Here is a 15,529-nt window from a genome sequence, read left to right on the forward strand (position 1 = left end):
CCCTGATGCCCCGACCTCCCGGGCGTCCGTAGCGTTCCAGCCATGATCAGGATCGACTCGCTCACCAAGCGCTACGGGACCTTCGCCGCCGTCGACGACGTCTCGTTCACCGCGTTCCCCGGTCGTGTCACCGGCTTCCTCGGTCCCAACGGTGCCGGGAAATCCACCACCCTGAGAGCCCTCACCGGTCTCGCGACCCCGACGGCGGGTCGCGCGACGGTGCTGGGCCACCGCTACCAGGACCTGCCGAACCCCGGGCTCGACGTCGGCGTCCTGCTCGACGCCTCCGCCCAGCACGGCGGACGCACGGGCCGCGAGACGCTGGTCCTGTCCCAACGCACCATGGGGCTCCCCCCGATCCGGGTCGACGAGATGCTCGACCTGGTCGGGCTGACCTGGGCCGAGGGGAAGCGCCGCGTCCGCGACTACTCGCTCGGCATGCGCCAGCGTCTCGGGATCGCGACCGCCCTGATGGGTGACCCGAAGGTCCTCGTCCTCGACGAGCCCGCCAACGGGCTCGACCCGGCCGGCATCCGCTGGATGCGCGACCTCCTGCGCGGCTTCGCCGACGACGGCGGGACGGTCCTGCTGTCCAGCCATCTGCTCTCCGAGATCGAGATGATCGCGGACGACATCATCATGATCGGCCGCGGCCGCATCGTCGCCTCCGGGGCGACCCACGAGCTGCTCGCCGGGGTCGGCACGCTGGTGCGGTCCGACGACGGCACGCTGCTCGTCGACGCCCTCACCTCCGCAGGCTTCCAGGCCACACGACGACGTGACGGCGCGGTGGCCACCGATGCCGACCTGGAGACCGCCGGCCAGGTCGCGTTCCGCGCCGGGCTGCCCGTCACCGAGCTGCGCTCCGCGGACGGTCACGGCCTGGAGGACATGTTCCTCGAGCTCACCGCACCCGACCAGCGCGAGGAAGCTCCCTCGCGACGCACCTCCTTGCCGAACGGAGTCGCAGCATGAGCGCCCCAGTCCTGGACCCGACCGTCGTCGGGCCACGCGCCACCACCGCACGACCGCGCATCCCGATGACCCGGCTGGTCGACGTCGAGTTCCGCAAGCTGGTCGACACCCGGTCGAGCCGGTGGCTGCTCGCCGCCGTGCCCCTGCTCACCCTCGTGGTCGTCACCGGCGTCACCCTCTGGGGCAGCGACGAGGAGGTGACCTTCGGCATGCACACCACGACCAACATGATGCCGATGGAGCTCCTTCTTCCGCTGGTCGCCGTCCTGTCCGTGGCCGGCGAGTGGAGTCAGCGGAGCGCGCTGACGACGTTCGCGCTGGTTCCTCGCCGTGGCCGCGTCCTGTCTGCCAAGGCCGCCGCCCTGCTGGTCGCGACGCTCGCGGCGACGGCGACCGTCCTCGCTCTCAGCGCGATCGGCACGGTGGTCGCGGCGCAGGTCCGCGGCATCGGGACCGTCTGGGACCTCCCGCTCGAGCTGGCGCTGCGCCTCGCTCTCGCGAACGTCGTCGCCGTGGCGTTCGGGTTCCTCGTCGGTGTCGCGATCCGCAGCACGGCGCCGGCGATGGTCGCCTACCTCGCCTTCATGTTCGTGGTGCCGATCCTGTCCAGCATGGTCGCCGGCATGTGGAGCTGGTGGGCCGAGAACGGCCCCTGGATCGACCTGAGCTGGTCGACGGCCTTCGTCACGGCACCCGAGATCACCGGCGAGCAGTGGGCCCAGGTGGGTACCTCGACGCTGATCTGGATCGTGGTGCCGCTGGCGCTCGCGACGCGACGGGTGCTCCGGACCGAGATCCGCTGAGCGCTCAGCGGGCCAGCAGCGACATCGCCGCGGCCCTGCCCGGGATCCCGCTGACGCCACCGCCACGGCGTGCCCCGGCACCGGCCAGCACCACCCGCGGATGGACGGTCTCGACGCCCCACGTCCCGGGAGCGTCGAGGCCGTCCGTCCCGTCGTCGCCGTCCGTCTCCGACCACGGCCACGACAGGTCCCGGTGGAAGATGTGCCCGCCCGGCAGCCCGACGCTGCGCTCCAGGTCGACGGGTGTGCGCGCCTCGAGGCACGGCTGCCCGTCCGGCGACCGCCACAGCACGTCCTCGACCGGCTCGGCCAGCACCGAGTCGAGCGAGCGCAGCGTGGCCGCGAGCGCCCTCTCCCGCGCGTCCTCCGGATCGTCGCGGAACAGCCGCGCGGGCATGTGCAGGCCGAACAGCGTCAGGGTGTGCGCCCCGGCCGCCCGCAGGTCCGGCCCGAGGATCGAGCCGTCCGTCAGCGAGTGGCAGTAGATCTCGCAGGGCGGCACCTCGGGGACCTGCCCCGCCGCGGCCTGGCGGTGAGCCGCCTGGAGCTGGCCGTACGTCTCGTTGACGTGGAACGTCCCCGAGAACGCCGCCACGGGGTCGATGCCCTCACGCAGCCGGGGCAGCCGGCGCAGCAGCATGTTGACCTTCAGCTGGGCACCTTCGGGCGCCGCAGCGGTGGCGCGTCCCGACGGCGCCGCGCCGGTAGCGGCGAGCAGCGCGTCCAGCGTGGCGGGGGCCGCCCCGCTCACGACCGTCCCGGCGCCCACGGCGTGCGTGCCGCCGTCGGCGTCGGTCCACGTCACCTCGGCGTCGGAGCGCGACGACCCGGGGCCGACGCCGGTGACGTCCGCACCGGTGACGACGGTGGCGCCCGCTGCCAGGGCGGCATCGCGCAGGGCGCCCGAGACCGCGCCCATGCCGCCCACCGGCACGTCCCAGTCGCCCGTCCCACCGCCGATGACGTGGTATAGGAAGCAGCGGTTCTGGATCAGCGAGGTGTCGTCGAGGTCGGCGAACGTGCCGATGAGCCCGTCGGTGGCCACCACGCCACGCACCACGTCCGAGCCGAACGTGGCGCGCAACGTCTCGCCCAACGGCTGCTCGACGACGGCACGCCAGGTCTCGTCGTCGGCCACCAGGGCGCGGGCCTCGGCGCGGGAGACCAACGGCGCCGTCACCGTGGGGAAGAGCCGCTCGGCCAGACGTCCGAGCCGGGCGGAGAAGTCCTGCCAGGCGGCGTGGTCCGGGCCGGCGCCCAGCGCCTCGAACGAGGCGCGCGTCGCGGCGTCGGAACCGTTGTCGATCAGGAGGCCGCCCCCGCCCAACGGGGTGTACGAGGAGAACCTCCGGCGACGCAGGGTGAGGCGCAGGCCGAGCTCGTCGACGACCTGGCGCGGCAGCAGGGAGACGAGGTAGGAGTAGCGCGACAGGCGCGCGTCGACGCCGTCGAACACGCGCGCGGACACCGACGCCCCACCCACCTCCGCGAGACGTTCCAGCAGCAGCACGGAGCGCCCGGCGCGGGCGAGGTAGGCGGCAGCGGTCAGGCCGTTGTGGCCGGCGCCGACGATCACGGCGTCGTAGCGGGCGGCGAGGTCCGGTGCGCTCATGCGCGTCATCCTGGCACGGCGTCTCGGGTAACGTCCGAACCGTGAAGATCCTCGTGCCGAGCAACGTCCCCTTCGACCTGACGATCGACATCGACGGCGTCGAGGTCGCCCCGTACGTCATGCGTGAGGAGGTGCCGGACGAGCATCTCGACGCCGAGGCGATGGTGACGTGGGCGAGCCCGCAGCGCGTCATGGACGACGCGGCCCGCCGCCTGTCCCGGCTGCGCTGGGTGCAGACCCTCAACGCCGGACCGGACCAGGCGCTGGCTACCGGGTTCGCGCCGGACGTGGTCATCGCCTCAGGCCGGGGGCTGCACGACACGACGGTCGCGGAGCACACCCTCGCGCTGCTGCTCGCCTCCGTGCGCCGGCTCGACCGCACGCTGGCGGCACAGCGGCGGCACGAGTGGGACCGGGAGCTGGGCCGCGAGCAGGCGCAGGCCGAGCACACGTTCACGCTGTCCGGCGCGCACGTGGTGATCTGGGGCTTCGGCTCGATCGCGGCCGTCCTGGCACCGCAGCTCGCGGCGCTGGGCGCCCGCGTGACGGGTGTGGCGTCGTCGGACGGTGAGCGCTACGGCCACCCGGTCGTGGCGGCGTCGCGCCTGGCAGAGGTGCTGCCGACGGCGGACGCCCTGGTCTCGCTGCTGCCCGCGACGCCGCAGACGCACCACGCGCTCGACGCCTCCGTGCTGGCGATGCTGCCCCCGCACGCGCGCTTCGTGAACGCCGGCCGCGGCGCCACGGTGGACGAGGCGGCCCTGGTCGCCGCGCTCCGCTCGGGCGCGCTGGCCGGCGCGGCGCTGGACGTCACCGAGACCGAGCCGCTGCCCGCCGACTCCGAGTTGTGGGACGCCCCGGGTGTCATCCTCACCCCGCACGTCGCGGGTGGGCGCCCGCAGGGCGCCGCGCGGTTCGTCGCCGAGCAGGCACGGCGATGGCTGGCCGGCGGCGCCGCGGAGCTGCGCAACGTCGTCGACCGCTGACTCAGCGGGCGGCCCGGCTCCGCTGCCGCACGTGGCGGCGCTCCTGGAGGTAGGTCGCGCCGATGGTGACGAGGAAGAAGAAGCCGACGCTCTTGAGGCGCTCCTCGGGCGGCGTCGTCGCGAGGACGACCACGAGCAGTGCCACCACGACGCCGAGATAGAGGGCGAACCAGAGGTGACGGCGCGTGTCATCGTCGTCGCGCGCCACCCAGTAGCGCGTGGTGAGGAACGACGCCGCCACCGGCCCGACCAGGGCCACGGCAGAGTTGAGGCTGGCAGCGTCCAGCACGGGTGCTCCTTGTCGATCGGTACGAGGCTCGGCGACCGATCCTCGAGGTGTCCTGCGCGGCGCTCGGCCACCGGTCGACTTTCAGCCCCGCGTGTACTCGGCGAGCACCACGCCGGAATCGTACGACGTGATCGCCAGCGGCCGCAGCGCCGTCGGACGGTAGGGCGAGTCACCGAAGAGGCGGACACCGTCGCCGAAGAGCACCGGGTTGAGCTTGAGCGCGAGGCGGTCGATCTCGTCGGCGAGCACTGCGGCGAGGCCGCCGCCGCCGCAGAGCCAGATGCCGGCGCCGTCCTCGGCCTTCAGCTCACGCACGACCTCGACGGGATCGCGATCGGTGAACTCGACTCCCTCGGCTCCCTGCGGGGCCTCGTGCTCGCGGGTGAACACGATCTGGCGCAGGTGCCGATAAGGGCTCGGGAGGGCCGGGAGCCCGACCGCGTAGGTGTTCCAGCCCATCAGGACCGTGTCGAAGGGCCCGTCGTCGACGGCGAGGCCCGCCGCCTCCGCGAGCTCCGTGGGCGCCGTGCCGCGGTACTTGTGCCAGATCCCGGCGGCGTGGTCGCCCTCGACGAGGAAACTGTCGAACTCGTCGGAAGGACCCGCGATGAATCCGTCCGTGCTGGCAGCGACGAAGTAGGTCAGCTCGCGCACAGGTTCTCCCATCACGACATCTGCAGTGGTCGGCGCAACCATAGCAGATGTCGTGGTTGGGGCTAGAGTGGTGGAATGGTCAAGAACGAGGCACGGCGCCACGCCCTCTCCGACGCGGGTATCGCCGTCCTGGCCCGGGAGGGGTCGCGAGGGCTCACGCACCGGGCCGTCGATGCCGAGGCCGGCGTCCCCGTGGGCACGACGACGAACTACTTCCGCAGCCGGGAGTCGCTCATCACCGGACTGTTCGATCGCATCGGTACGCGGCTCGCACCGACCCCGGCAGACCTCGCGGCGAGGGCGGGCCTGCAGCCGAGCCGCGAGCTCTTCGCCGACTACGTCCGGGACATCGTGCGTCGGCTGACAGCCCAGCGCGAGGTGACCCTCGCTCTCTACGAGCTGCGCCTCGAGGCCGTCCGACGCCCCGAGCTGGCACGGATGCTCGGCGACTGGCAGCGAACCGGGCTCGAAGCCGACATCGCGTTCCACGAGGCAGCAGGGCTTCCCGGAGGCCGTCGCGAGATCGCGCTCTTCCACTACGCGATCGAGGGTCTCGTGCTGGACCGCCTCGTCTCGCCCATCGATCCGGACACCCCGACCGACGAGGTCGTCGACGCGCTGGTGGCCGGACTTCTCCCGTAGCACCTGCCGGCTGCGGAGGTCGGTCAGCGGCCCGCGGTGGCACCGACTACCAACGGCCCTGACGCGGGCGGGGCTGGCAGCGCGGGCACGTGAACGACGAGCGGTTCATGAACTCGTCGCGACGCACCGGCGTCGCGCACCGGGGGCACGGCTCGCCGGCCTGCCCGTAGACCGCCAGGGAGCGGGAGAAGTAGCCCGACTCACCGTTGACGTCGACGTAGAGCGCGTCGAAGCTCGTGCCACCCTGGCCGAGCGCCTCGGTCATCACCTCGGCCGCCGCGTCGAGCACGCGGTGCACCACCGGCCGCGTCATCGTGTCGGTGGCGCGGGCGAAGTGCACGCGAGCACGCCACAGCGCCTCGTCCGCATAGATGTTGCCCACGCCGGAGACCACCGTCTGGTCGAGCAGCGCACGCTTGATCCCGGTCCGACGACGGCGCACCGCCGCCACCACGAGTTCGCGGTCGAGCGCGGGGTCCAGCAGGTCGCGGGCGATGTGCGCCACCGGCTCGGGCACCGCGGGCAGCGGCGAGCCGTACCCGCCGGGCGCGCCGTCCGCCGTCGGTGCCAGGTCGGTCACCGAGAGATGACCGAAGGTGCGCTGGTCGACGAAGTCCACGTAGCGCGCACCCGAGGGCGCTCCCTCGACGTGCAACCGGACGCGCAGGTGGGGGTGCGTCCACTCCCCCGCGACCGCCGGGTCGCGGACGAGGAGCTGGCCGGACATGCCGAGGTGCGCGAGCAGCGCCGCCGACGGCTCGTGCCCCGGCTCGTCGAGCGGGAGCCACAGGTACTTGCCGCGGCGCGCCGCGCCGACGACGCGCCGGCCGCGGAGCTGGTCGGCGAAGCCGCCCGGGCCGCCGTCGTGCCGCCGCACGGAGTAGTCACGGAAGACCTCGGCGTCCTGCACCACGGCGCCGACGACGAGACGGTCGAGACCGTCGCGCACGGTCTCGACCTCGGGGAGCTCAGGCACCGACGGGGATCGCCGTGATCGCGCGGTAGGCCTGCTCGGCGGCGGCCTGCTCCGCGTGCTTCTTCGCGGTGCCCCGGCCGATGCCGATCACCGGGCCGGCCGTCACCTGCGCCTCGAACCGGCGTGCGTGCTCGGGGCCGTCCCCGACGACCGAGTAGACCGGCGCCCCGAAGCCCCGCTCTGCGGCGGCCTCCTGCAGGGACGTCTTCCAGTCGAGGCCGGCGCCGAGGTCCGCCGCGTGGTCGAGGGTCTCGTCGACGAGCCGGTGCACCAGCTCGCGGGACACCTCGAGACCGTGCGAAAGATAGGTGGCACCGAGGAGCGCCTCGACGGTGTCCGACAGGATCGAGTCCTTGTCGTACCCGCGGGTGCGCATCTCGCCCTTGCCGAGCAGCACGTAGCGCCCGAGCTCGAGGCGGCGGGCGATCGCCGCGAGGGACCGCTGGGACACGGTCGCGGCGCGCATCTTCGCCAACTCACCCTCGGGCTTGCCGGGGTGCCGTCGGTACAGTGCCTCCGTCACCACGAGGCCGAGCACGGTGTCGCCGAGGAACTCGAGCCGCTCGTTCGTGGGGATCCCGCCGGCCTCGTGCGCGAAGGAACGGTGCGTCAGGGCAAGCACGAGAAGCTCGGGATCCAGATGGACCCCGAGCTTCTCGAGGAGATCACGCGGCGCCGGCCTCCCGGAAGAAGCTGCGGGGCCGGTTGCAGGCATCTCAGCCGGCGTGCTCGGTACGCAGCGCCTCCGCGTACTGACGACCCTTGTACGCACCGCAGGTCGGGCACGCAGTGTGGGACAGCTTCTGTCCCTTGCAGCTCGGGCACGTGGTGAGGGTCGCCGCGGTGGTCTTCCACTGCGATCGACGCGCACGGGTGTTGCTGCGCGACATCTTGCGCTTCGGAACAGCCACGGTCAGCTCTCTTTCGTCTCGTCGGACACGCTCGACTGCTCGAGCATGGTCTGCAGCGCCGCCCAGCGAGGGTCGACGACGTCATGGTGGTGCTCGGGGTCGTCCGCCAGCCGCGCTCCGCACTGGGAGCACAGCCCGGGACAGTCCGGCCGGCACAGCGGTTGAAATGGTAGTGCAGTCACGAGCGAATCCCGAACCACGGGCTCGATGTCCGCCAGGTCGTCGGTCAGCTCCGGCTCGTCCTCTGCCTCGTCGTCGCCCGACTCGTCGGCCGCCTGGGCCCGCTCCGGGTAGACGAAGAGCTCCTGGACGCGCACCGTCACCTCGTCACGGACCTCGTCGAGGCACCGCACGCACTCCCCCACGGCCGTCCCCCGGACGACGCCGGAGACCAGCACGCCCTCCATCACCGACTCGAGGCGCAGCCCCAGCGTGAGGTCGGCCCCCTCGGGCACTCCGATGACCGCCGTGCCCAGGTCGGCAGGCGCGGCGACGACACGCGCGACCTCCCGCATGGTGCCGGGACGTCGCGACAGCTCGTGCGTGTCGAGCACGAGCGGCGATCGCTTGTCGGTCGTGATGAGCAGCTCCTGAGGATGGGCGCGCCGAGAGCGGCACACGCAGGTGGTGGGGATTCTGTGGTCCGAGCGGACCAGCGCTCCATTCTACGCGATCCCCCGACCTCGGCCAACGGTGCGACGGCGTGACGTGCGCAACGCCGACCGCTCAGGCGCTGCGTTCCTGTGCACGGTCGCCGTTCTGGGGCCACTCCGGGTCCTGGACGGCATCCCAGCGCACCCGCGGCGCACCGGTGTTCAACCGGTCGGCGAGCTTGGCGCGGCCGGCCTGGACCTGGGCACTCAGCTTGCCGAGGTCGGCCTCGAAGTCGGCGAGCCGCCCGTCGCAGTACTCGTCGGCGTCCGTGCGCAGCGCGGCGGCCTGCCGCTCGGCGTCGGCGACGATCTCCGCGGCACGCGACTCGGCCTGCACGACGACCTGCTCGGCCTGCACCAGCTCGATCGCCCGTGCCCGGGCCGTCGCGAGGACCTCCTCGGCCTGGCGATGCGCGTTCTCGAGCGTCCGCTCGGCATCGGCGAGGACGTCGTCGGCCCGTGCGACCTGCGTCGGCAACGCGTCACGCAGCTCCTCGACCAGAGCCAGAGCCTGCTCACGGTCGACCTTGACGTTCGTCGACAGCGGCGACGTACGCGCGTTCTCGATGAGAGCGGCCAGGTCGTCGATGATCTCGAGCAGTCCGGCGGTCGGGTTCTGTGTCTCGGTCATGTGGTGCTCCTCACGCTCGGTGCGCGACGGCGGCGCGCACCGCCTCGGCCGCGGCGGGCGGCACGAGGTCGTCGATCGGCCCGCCGTAGCGGGCGATGTCCTTGACCAGCGACGACGCCACGTGGGCGTAGCGCTGCTCGGCCGGCAGGAAGACGGTCTCCACGCCGCTCAGGTGTCGGTTCATCAGGGCCATCGGATGCTCTCCGTCGAAGTCCGCGCCACCCCGCAGGCCCTTCACCACGGCACTGGCCCCGACCTGTCGGCAGAACTCGACCAGCAGACCGGGCACGGGTTCCACCCGCACCGCAGCGAGGTCCGGGTCCTCCGCGAGCGCGCCGCGCACCACCTCGATCCGTTCGTCAGGTGTCAGAAGGGCGGACTTGGAGGCGTTGCGGGCCACACCGACCACGACGACCTCGAACAGGCGCGCCGCGCGGCGCACGATGTCGAGGTGTCCGAACGTGATCGGGTCGAAGGACCCGGGACAGACTGCGATGCTCACGCCCCGACGCTAACGCGGTGGGCGCCGGATCCGGCCGAGGCTCCCCGGAGTGGCCCGCAGCCGACCGCGACCGGCCTCAGGACCGCTCGGCCGGTTCCGCGTAGTGCACCGCCGTGTCCCCGTAGGTCTTCGTGGCGATGGCCGCCAGCCCGTCCGGCCAGTCCGGTTCGCCGCTGCGCCGCGCGCGCTCGACCACGACGACCGCCTCCGGTGCGAGCACGCCCGGCACGGCCAGGTCGGCGAGGATCCCCGCCAGCACCGTGCCGGACAGGTCGTACGGCGGGTCGACGAGCACCAGGTCGAGGGGTCCGCCCGGACCGTCCGCGACGCCGTCGGCCGCCAGCCGTGCCGTGCAACGCTCCGCGGGCTCGGCCAGGACGCGTACGGTGCCGCCCAGCCCGAGGGTCTCGACGTTGCGCCGGGCGACCTCGGCGGCCCTGCGCGCCGACTCCACCAGCAGCACCTGCGCCGCACCACGGCTGGCGGCCTCGATCCCCAGCGCCCCGGACCCGGCGAAGAGGTCCAGGACCCGACCGCCGTCGATCACCCCGTAGTGCTCCAGACGGGAGAACATCGCCTCGCGGACACGTTCGCTGGTGGGCCGGGTGCCCGACGGCGGCACCGCGAGGGTGCGCCCGCCGACGGTACCGGCGACGATCCTGGTCATGCCGCCGAGCGTAGCCGCCGTGGGTCAGTCGGACGGGAGCGCGACCTCGGCCACCACGGGACGGTGGTCGCTGCCCGTGCGCCCGAGCGTGGCGACCCGCGTGATCTCTGCACCTCGCGCCAGCACGTGGTCGATGCGGACCACCGGCAGGGCGGCCGGGAACGTGAAGCCCCACCCGGCAGGCGTCGCCACCTGGTCGAGCACAGGATCCAGGGCACGGTCGGCGAGGGTGGTGTTGAGGTCGCCACCCACGACGATCGCGGACGAGGAGTCCTCCGCCAGCACCTCCGCGAGCATCCGCAACGACGCGTCCCGCGGTCCGGAGCCGAACCCCTGGAGACCCAGCCGGACGGACGGCGCGTGCACGGCGTACACCCGCACATCCGAGCCGTCCGGGGTGTCGACGACGACCCGCAGGCCGCGCTCCCACGACGCGTCCACGTCCGGCGGGCGGATATCGACCGGCTCGCCACCGACCAGCGGGAACCGTGACCACACGCCGACGGTCCCCTCGACCGCTCGGTACGGCAGATCCTCGGCGAAGGCCCCGGTGAACGCCTCGTCGAGCTGCGGCGTCACCTCCACCAGCGTCACGACGTCGGGCTCCGGCTCGAGCAGCACCGCTGCGGTCGCGCCCGGTTCGGCGTTCGTGTCGGCGACGTTGTGGTGCACGACGACGAGGTTCGGCCGGGGCGCCGGCGTCGCGGAGGAGAAGGGCCAACAGACCCACAGCCATATGCCGGTGGCGAAGAGCACCGAGAGCCCGGCACCCGTCGCCCGCCGCCGCGCCGCCAGCACACCCAGCACCAGCAGCACCAGGCAGGACCACGGCAGGAACGTCTCCACCAGGCTGCCGAGGCCGCCGACGTCCGGCAGCGCTCCGTGGGCGACCAGCAGCAGACCTGTCGACGCCGCCACCACGGCCAGGACCGTCCCGGAGCGTCCGTCAGCCGGCAGCCCTGCCGCCCGGATCGAGGGCCGGTCCTGCGGTCGGCTCGACGGCCGCTTTCCCGGACGGGCCGCAGGCCGACCCGCCCGGCCCGAGCGGCGAGCGGCCGGCCGTCGCCGGGGGCGCGCCGGGCGGCCGGGCGTCGCGACGGTGTTCACGACCCGACCGTATCCAGCGGCGGCGGACCGCGCCGGTCGCCACGCTCAGGCCCGTTCCAGGAACTCCTCCTGCTCGGCATCGAGCTGCGCGGCGATGGCGTCCCGGAGCGCCGGGTGGCCGCTCAGCCCCGGGTCCGCCGCGACCACCTGCGAGGCCTCGGCGCGCGCCTCGGCGATCAGGTCGGCGTCCTTGACCACACGCAGCAGCCGCAGCGAGCTCGACCGGCCGGACTGGGCGGCCCCCAGCACGTCGCCCTCCGACCGCAGCTCGAGGTCCAGGGTGGCGAGCTCGAAGCCGTCGGTCGTCGCCGCGAGCGCCTCGACGCGGGCCGCCGCGGGCGTCCCGGGCTGCGCCGTGGAGACCAGCAGGCACAGGCCAGGATGGCCCCCGCGCCCGATGCGGCCGCGCAGCTGGTGGAGCTGGGAGATGCCGAACCGGTCGGCGTCGAACACCACCATGACGGTGGCCTCCGGCACGTCCACCCCCACCTCCACGACCGTGGTGGACACGAGCACGGGCGCCTCGCCGGACGCGAACCGCGCCATGGCCGCGTCCTTCTCGGCCGGCGGGAGCTGGCCGTGCAGCACTCCGACCTCGATCTCCGCGAGCCGCGGCATCGAGCGCAGCATGTCGGCGACCTCCAGCACGGCCCGCAGCGGCGCACGGTCGGAACCCTCGCCGTCGGACAGGTCGAGGAACTCGGGGACGTCGTCGAACTCCGCCGTGCGTGCGCTCGCGCCGCCGGGCACGTCGACGTCGTCGTCCGGGTGGATGCGGGGGCACACCACGTAGGCGCGCCGGCCCGCGTCGACCTCCTCGCGCACCTTCTCCCACACACGTTCGTTCCAGCGCGGGTTGGCAGCCGGCACCACGTGGGAGGTGATGCCCGCCCGCCCCGCGGGCAGCTCCGTCAGCGTCGAGGTCTCCAGGTCGCCGAACACCGTCATCGCGACGGTGCGCGGGATCGGCGTCGCCGTCATGACCAGGAGGTGCGGGGCGACGCGGCCCTTGGCCCGCAGCGCGTCCCGCTGCTCGACGCCGAACCGGTGCTGCTCGTCGACCACCACGAGGCCGAGGTCCGCGAACTGCACCTGCTCGCCGAGCAGGGCGTGCGTGCCGACCACGATCCCTGCCTCGCCGCTCGCCGCCTGCAGCAGGGCCTCCTTGCGTGCGGCGGCGCCCAGCGAGCCGGTGAGCAGGGCGACCCGGGTGCCGTGCGCGGCACCGCCGAGCAGCCCGCCCTCGGCCAGCGGACCGAGCATCCCGCGCAGGGTGCGGGCGTGCTGGGCCGCGAGCACCTCGGTCGGCGCGAGCAGCGCCGCCTGCCCACCGGCGTCGACCACCTGGAGCATGGCGCGCAGGGCCACCACGGTCTTTCCCGAGCCGACCTCGCCCTGCAGCAGCCGCTGCATCGGCCGGCATTGCGAGAGCTCGGCGGCGACCTGCTCGCCCACCTGACGCTGACCGTCGGTGAGCGTGAACGGCAGCGTCGCGTCGAAGTCGTCGAGCAGGCCCGCCGGGCGCGGTGGCCGGGCCGTGGCCTCCTCCGCGGCGGCGCGGGACCGGCGCTCGGCCAGCGCGGACTGCAGCACGAACGCCTCCTCGAACCGCAGCCGACGGCGGCCCCGCTGCCAGTGCTCGGCCGAGTCGGGCACGTGCACGGCACGCAGGGCGTCGAGGCGTGTCGGGAGGCCGAGCCGCGCCCGGACCTCGTCCGGCACCGGGTCGTCGACATCGTCCTCGGTCAGCGGGTCCAGCACCGTGCGCACCGCCCGCTGGATGCGCCACGTCGGGACGGAGGCGGTCGCCGGGTAGATGGGGATGGGGCGTGACGCCTCGACCATCGCCTCCTCGTCGTCGTCCGCGTCGACGCCCACCAGGATGTAGTCCGGGTGGGTGAGCTGGCGGGTGCCGCGGTACTCGGAGACCACGCCGGTGAACAGCCCGGACCGGCCGGGGCGCAGCTTGTCCTCGTGCGGGCGCAGCGCACCGGCACGCTTGGCGAAGAACGTCAGGCCGAGCTCGTGGTGCCCGTCGGTGACGGTCGCCTGCAGCAGCGCCCCGCCGCGGCTGCGCATCGGGCGCACCGTAGCCCGGGCGACGCGCGCCATGACCGTCACGTGCTCGCCGAGCTGCAGCTGGTTCATGTCCGTGAGGCGGCCCGGGTCGCCGTACCGCCGCGGATAGTGGCGCAGCAGGTCGTCGACGGTCTCCAGCCCCATCTTGGCCAGCGGTCCCGCCGCGCGCTTCCCGAGCGTCGTCGTGAGCGGCTCAGCCAGCCGTCCGGTCACCAGGCCTCCCTGCTCAGCACCCCGATCGCCGGTTCGTCCCCGGGATCCTCCGCCGGTTCGACGCCGATCCCCACCTGATCGCCAGCCCGCCCGGTGGGCAGCACGAGGACGTCGGCTCCCGCAGCGACCGACGCTGCGTGCTCGGCAAGCGACTCCACCACCTCCGCCGGCACGTCCAGGTCGGGCAGCAGCGCGACGATGCCCGCCTCTGCCCCGAGCGTCGGCACGAGCCGCGCCAGCTCGTCGGGCGCGTCCGCCGCGGCCGCCCGCGCTGCGCGCAACCGGTCGAGGGCCGCGCGGACGACGGCGGGGACGTCGGCGTGCTGCCGGGCATGACCTGCGGCGTCGAGCGCTCCCGCGAGCGCCGAGACGGCGGTCACCAGGTGCACGTCGCTCGCGGCAGGGACGACGACGACGACGGGCACGTCGGCGGGTTCCTCGGCCACCCCGTCGCGTCCGGCCAGCGCGTCGACCGCGTCCTGCAGCCCGGCGTCTCCGAGCACGGCCGGCGGCGCGAGGACGAGCACGTGCGGCGTCCCCGCGCCGAGGACCGCCTGCGCGAGGTCCTCCGCGACCGGAGGGACGTCGAGGTCGAGCAGGACGACGGCACCACCGGAGGCGAGCTCCGTGGCCAGGGCGGGGGCCGACGTCGTCGTCACGACCGCCCAGTCCGCTGGCGGCACGGCGAGGTGACGGACGTGCACCCGGGAGACGGCGCCGCGGCCCGACCATCGGCGCGTGACCTCGAGGGCCCGGTCCAGCTCCGGCGTGTGCACGTGGGCCTGCCAGACCGACTCGTCCTCGCCGGCCGCGTCGCCCGTGCCCCCGCCCACGACGACGACGGAGTTGCCCACCTCGTCGAGGTCGGCACGGAGGGCGTCGGCCACGGCTCCCGGCCGGAACCCCGAGGCGTCGGCGGCACGGTGGAGGACGAACATGAGCTCCACCTCGTCGCTCACCCCGGCCTCGCTCTCCGTCGCCGGGGACAGGTGACCGGTGCCGGTCCCGCCGTCCGAGCGCTGGTAGCCGTTGAGGTCCAGGTCGAGCAGCACGGGTTCCATAATGCCCTCGGGCTCCGACACTCCCCTGCGGCCGGGCGCCACGCCCACGAACCGTTGGGCCTCGGCGAGCGCGGCGAGCACGAGCAGCAGGCCGCACGCACCGGCGTCGAGCACGCCGGCAGCCCGGAGGGGAGCGAGCGTGCCCACGCTGCGCAGCGCGGCCTCCCGGGCGCCCCGGCGTGCGGCGTCCAGGACCGTGAGGCGCTCCGGCGCGCCCAGCGGGCCGACCATGCCACCGGCTTCGGCGTGTCGGGCCGCGGCGGCCGCGGAGTCCGCGGCCGTGAGGATGGTGCCCGGCGCCGGGTGCGCGACGGCCTGGCGCGCCGACCGCGCGGCGACGTCCAGCGCCACGCCGAGGCTGTCGCGCCGGCTCGCGGCGAGCGCCAGTCCTCGCCACCACTCGCTGAGGATCACGCCCGAGTTGCCACGGGCCTGCAGCAGCGCGGCCCGGGCGCCCAGCCGGAGCAGGCGTGCACCGCTCGCTCCGTCGTCCGCGTCGTGGATCGCGGCGCCGGCCTCCCGCACGGTGAGGTACATGTTGGTGCCGGTGTCGCCGTCGGCCACCGGGAAGACGTTCACGCCGTCGAGCCCCGTCCGAGCGGTGGCGAGGGCGTCGGTCGCGGCACGTGCCCACGCACGGACGACGGAGGCGTCGAGAAGCTCGGGCTGGACCACGTCCCCCACCGTAGCGGTGACCAACCCGACGTCGGCGCTGTTGAGCCCGGAGCCGTCTATCGGCTATCCTCGTGTGGTTGCCCGGACTTCCGG

17 protein-coding genes are annotated in these 15,529 nt (G+C 73.8%); 4 read left to right on the top strand and 13 right to left on the bottom strand.

The window, feature by feature from the left end; all coding sequences use genetic code 11:
* The first annotated feature begins 42 nt into the window (after nt 1-42).
* Nucleotides 43-975: an ABC transporter ATP-binding protein gene (locus ACH5HR_RS03660; protein ID WP_416476294.1), complete on the top strand. Its 933-nt coding sequence runs from the start codon at nt 43-45 to the stop codon at nt 973-975.
* Entirely contained in the window at nt 972-1,778 is an 807-nt protein-coding gene (locus tag ACH5HR_RS03665) for a hypothetical protein (protein ID WP_402371017.1), read from the top strand. The genes ACH5HR_RS03660 and ACH5HR_RS03665 overlap by 4 nt, the downstream gene beginning before the upstream one ends.
* Nucleotides 1,779-1,782: 4 nt before the next feature.
* Here the strand turns inward: ACH5HR_RS03665 and ACH5HR_RS03670 are convergent, their stop codons facing one another.
* Nucleotides 1,783-3,399: a phytoene desaturase family protein gene (locus tag ACH5HR_RS03670; RefSeq protein WP_416476295.1), complete on the bottom strand. Its 1,617-nt coding sequence runs from the start codon at nt 3,397-3,399 to the stop codon at nt 1,783-1,785.
* 32 nt (nt 3,400-3,431) lie between these two features.
* Between ACH5HR_RS03670 and ACH5HR_RS03675 the strand changes: the two genes are divergently transcribed.
* Nucleotides 3,432-4,376 (top strand): NAD(P)-dependent oxidoreductase, encoded by a 945-nt coding sequence (locus tag ACH5HR_RS03675; RefSeq protein WP_416476297.1) that lies wholly within the window; start codon nt 3,432-3,434, stop codon nt 4,374-4,376.
* A gap of 1 nt (nt 4,377) precedes the next feature.
* On the opposite strand, the gene ACH5HR_RS03680 is transcribed toward ACH5HR_RS03675, so the two are convergent.
* Both ACH5HR_RS03680 and ACH5HR_RS03685 read right to left on the bottom strand, forming a co-directional pair.
* Nucleotides 4,378-4,665, bottom strand: coding sequence for a hypothetical protein (locus ACH5HR_RS03680; protein WP_416476298.1), 288 nt, complete (start codon nt 4,663-4,665; stop codon nt 4,378-4,380).
* Between the two features lie 81 nt (nt 4,666-4,746).
* The gene (locus ACH5HR_RS03685) at nt 4,747-5,331 is read right to left on the bottom strand and encodes a dihydrofolate reductase family protein (RefSeq protein ID WP_416476300.1); all 585 of its coding nucleotides are present in this window, start codon (nt 5,329-5,331) and stop codon (nt 4,747-4,749) included.
* A 63-nt stretch (nt 5,332-5,394) separates the two neighbouring features.
* Here ACH5HR_RS03685 and ACH5HR_RS03690 point away from each other — a divergent pair, with 63 nt between their 5' ends.
* Nucleotides 5,395-5,961, top strand: a complete 567-nt coding sequence (locus tag ACH5HR_RS03690) for a TetR/AcrR family transcriptional regulator (protein ID WP_416476301.1) — start codon at nt 5,395-5,397, stop codon at nt 5,959-5,961.
* A 46-nt stretch (nt 5,962-6,007) separates the two neighbouring features.
* Here ACH5HR_RS03690 and mutM read toward each other — a convergent pair whose 3' ends face one another.
* The 10 genes from mutM to ACH5HR_RS03740 form a co-directional block, all read right to left on the bottom strand.
* Nucleotides 6,008-6,937 carry a bifunctional DNA-formamidopyrimidine glycosylase/DNA-(apurinic or apyrimidinic site) lyase gene (gene mutM, locus ACH5HR_RS03695; RefSeq protein ID WP_402370999.1) on the bottom strand — a complete coding sequence of 310 codons (930 nt, stop codon included), beginning with the start codon at nt 6,935-6,937 and terminating at the stop codon, nt 6,008-6,010.
* Nucleotides 6,930-7,652: a ribonuclease III gene (rnc, locus tag ACH5HR_RS03700; RefSeq protein WP_402370997.1), complete on the bottom strand. Its 723-nt coding sequence runs from the start codon at nt 7,650-7,652 to the stop codon at nt 6,930-6,932. Before rnc ends, mutM begins: the two co-directional genes overlap by 8 nt.
* A gap of 1 nt (nt 7,653) precedes the next feature.
* Nucleotides 7,654-7,848: a 50S ribosomal protein L32 gene (gene rpmF, locus ACH5HR_RS03705; RefSeq protein ID WP_106268541.1), complete on the bottom strand. Its 195-nt coding sequence runs from the start codon at nt 7,846-7,848 to the stop codon at nt 7,654-7,656.
* Between the two features lie 2 nt (nt 7,849-7,850).
* Entirely contained in the window at nt 7,851-8,402 is a 552-nt protein-coding gene (locus tag ACH5HR_RS03710) for a YceD family protein (protein ID WP_402370995.1), read from the bottom strand.
* 172 nt (nt 8,403-8,574) lie between these two features.
* A complete protein-coding gene (locus tag ACH5HR_RS03715) occupies nt 8,575-9,132 on the bottom strand; it encodes an SPFH domain-containing protein (protein WP_402370993.1) in 558 nt (185 codons plus the stop codon).
* A 10-nt stretch (nt 9,133-9,142) separates the two neighbouring features.
* Nucleotides 9,143-9,634 carry a pantetheine-phosphate adenylyltransferase gene (gene coaD / locus ACH5HR_RS03720; protein WP_402370990.1) on the bottom strand — a complete coding sequence of 164 codons (492 nt, stop codon included), beginning with the start codon at nt 9,632-9,634 and terminating at the stop codon, nt 9,143-9,145.
* Between the two features lie 76 nt (nt 9,635-9,710).
* Nucleotides 9,711-10,301 carry a 16S rRNA (guanine(966)-N(2))-methyltransferase RsmD gene (rsmD, locus tag ACH5HR_RS03725; RefSeq protein WP_402370987.1) on the bottom strand — a complete coding sequence of 197 codons (591 nt, stop codon included), beginning with the start codon at nt 10,299-10,301 and terminating at the stop codon, nt 9,711-9,713.
* 24 nt (nt 10,302-10,325) lie between these two features.
* Nucleotides 10,326-11,408: an endonuclease/exonuclease/phosphatase family protein gene (locus tag ACH5HR_RS03730; protein ID WP_416476302.1), complete on the bottom strand. Its 1,083-nt coding sequence runs from the start codon at nt 11,406-11,408 to the stop codon at nt 10,326-10,328.
* A gap of 45 nt (nt 11,409-11,453) precedes the next feature.
* Nucleotides 11,454-13,700 carry an ATP-dependent DNA helicase RecG gene (locus ACH5HR_RS03735; RefSeq protein ID WP_402370983.1) on the bottom strand — a complete coding sequence of 749 codons (2,247 nt, stop codon included), beginning with the start codon at nt 13,698-13,700 and terminating at the stop codon, nt 11,454-11,456.
* Nucleotides 13,697-15,436, bottom strand: a complete 1,740-nt coding sequence (locus ACH5HR_RS03740; protein WP_402370980.1) for a DAK2 domain-containing protein — start codon at nt 15,434-15,436, stop codon at nt 13,697-13,699. The genes ACH5HR_RS03735 and ACH5HR_RS03740 overlap by 4 nt, the downstream gene beginning before the upstream one ends.
* Nucleotides 15,437-15,529: the final 93 nt, after the last annotated feature.

The organism is Isoptericola maris (assembly GCF_048065335.1).
Lineage (GTDB): Bacteria > Actinomycetota > Actinomycetes > Actinomycetales > Cellulomonadaceae > Isoptericola > Isoptericola rhizosphaerae.

Excerpts from the sequence above, each read along its gene's own strand:
- ACH5HR_RS03670 (WP_416476295.1), bottom strand. The coding sequence starts at position 3,399 with ATGACGCGCATGAGCGCACCGGACCTCGCCGCCCGCTACGACGCCGTG.
- rsmD (WP_402370987.1), bottom strand. The coding sequence starts at position 10,301 with ATGACCAGGATCGTCGCCGGTACCGTCGGCGGGCGCACCCTCGCGGTG.
- ACH5HR_RS03660 (WP_416476294.1), top strand. The coding sequence starts at position 43 with ATGATCAGGATCGACTCGCTCACCAAGCGCTACGGGACCTTCGCCGCC.
- ACH5HR_RS03665 (WP_402371017.1), top strand. The coding sequence starts at position 972 with ATGAGCGCCCCAGTCCTGGACCCGACCGTCGTCGGGCCACGCGCCACC.
- ACH5HR_RS03685 (WP_416476300.1), bottom strand. The coding sequence starts at position 5,331 with ATGGGAGAACCTGTGCGCGAGCTGACCTACTTCGTCGCTGCCAGCACG.
- rnc (WP_402370997.1), bottom strand. The coding sequence starts at position 7,652 with ATGCCTGCAACCGGCCCCGCAGCTTCTTCCGGGAGGCCGGCGCCGCGT.
- ACH5HR_RS03715 (WP_402370993.1), bottom strand. The coding sequence starts at position 9,132 with ATGACCGAGACACAGAACCCGACCGCCGGACTGCTCGAGATCATCGAC.
- ACH5HR_RS03690 (WP_416476301.1), top strand. The coding sequence starts at position 5,395 with ATGGTCAAGAACGAGGCACGGCGCCACGCCCTCTCCGACGCGGGTATC.